Below are 1,248 nucleotides of genomic sequence, written 5' to 3'. Positions count from 1 at the left end.
GCCTAAATCGGTCCATCTTAGTAAGTAAGGCTTTGATCTTCGGAATTTTCCGCACCCCCGTGCCGTCGCGCGCGAGGGTGCATCGCAACTAAGGAGACTGACACATCGTAAGACGGCCCATGAAGCTTGCCCCAAACAAGGGCGGCCCCCGTATTAACGAGGGCATCGACACTCCAAAAATCCAGCTCATTGACGCCACCGGCGAGAATGTCGGCGTGGTCGACATCGAAGATGCACGCGAGCGCGCCGTGGAGGCGGGCCTCGACCTGGTCGAGATCTCACCCAACTCCGAGCCGCCGGTCTGCAAGATTCTGGATTACGGCAAATACAAATATCAGGCGCAGAAGAAGGCCGCCGAGGCGCGCAAGAAGCAGCGCACCGTCGAGATCAAAGAGATCAAGATGCGGCCCAATATCGACACGCACGACTACGACGTGAAGATGCGCTCGATGAACCGGTTCTTCGAGGAAGGTGACAAGGTCAAGGTGACGTTGCGCTTTCGGGGCCGCGAGATGGCCCACCAGGACCTCGGCGTCCAGCTGCTCAACAAGGTGAAAGTCGACACCTCGACGATCGCCAAAGTAGAGTCGGAGCCGCGGCTGGAAGGGCGCCAGATGGTCATGATTCTCGCCCCACGCTAGGGCCTAGACGCTTGCCATAGAGGCCGAAATCCCTCTATAACCCGCCCTTCAAGGAGCCGCCCGGCAGGGCATGCCGTGGCGGCTCGCATGCTTTCCATCAGCAATTTCAAGAACGCCGGGCAGGCTTCAAGCCAGCACCGGCCTAAAAGGAAGCCAAATGCCCAAGCTCAAGACGAAGAGCGGTGCCAAAAAGCGATTCAAGGTTACGGCCACCGGCAAGGTGACATGCGCCGCTGCGGGCAAGCAGCACGGCATGATCAAGCGGACCAACAAGTTCATCCGGGATGCCCGGGGGACCATGGTCCTTGCCGAAGAAGACGCCAAGGTCGTGAAGAAATACTTCCTCCCTTACGGCCGATAGGGCCTGAGGCGAGACCAGCTTAAGGAGCACTGCTATGTCCCGTGTGAAACGCGGCGTTACCGCCCATGCCCGGCACCGCAAGGTGCTGACCAAGGCCAAGGGCTATTACGGCCGCCGCAAGAATACCATTCGCGTTGCCAAGCAGGCGGTGGAGAAGGCCGGCCAATACGCCTATCGCGACCGCAAGGTGAAGAAGCGCACCTTCCGCAGCCTGTGGATCCAGCGCATCAACGCCGCCGCGCGCGC

At 60.2% G+C, this 1,248-nt stretch carries 3 protein-coding genes; all 3 read left to right on the top strand.

The genetic code is table 11. The annotated features are described in order from the left end of the window. Positions 1 to 119: 119 nt before the first annotated feature. A complete protein-coding gene (gene infC / locus AUC71_RS09100; RefSeq protein ID WP_069624013.1) occupies positions 120 to 641 on the top strand; it encodes a translation initiation factor IF-3 in 522 nt (173 codons plus the stop codon). A gap of 157 nt (positions 642 to 798) precedes the next feature. Then, positions 799 to 1,002 carry a 50S ribosomal protein L35 gene (rpmI, locus tag AUC71_RS09095; protein WP_069624012.1) on the top strand — a complete coding sequence of 68 codons (204 nt, stop codon included), beginning with the start codon at positions 799 to 801 and terminating at the stop codon, positions 1,000 to 1,002. A 34-nt stretch (positions 1,003 to 1,036) separates the two neighbouring features. Beyond that, on the top strand, positions 1,037 to 1,248 hold a 212-nt coding region (gene rplT, locus AUC71_RS09090), incomplete at its 3' end, for a 50S ribosomal protein L20 (RefSeq protein ID WP_069624011.1).

Source organism: Methyloceanibacter marginalis (assembly GCF_001723295.1).
In the GTDB taxonomy this organism is placed as follows: Bacteria; Pseudomonadota; Alphaproteobacteria; order Rhizobiales; family Methyloligellaceae; genus Methyloceanibacter; species Methyloceanibacter marginalis.
This window is presented reverse-complemented; position numbering and strand designations above follow the sequence as displayed.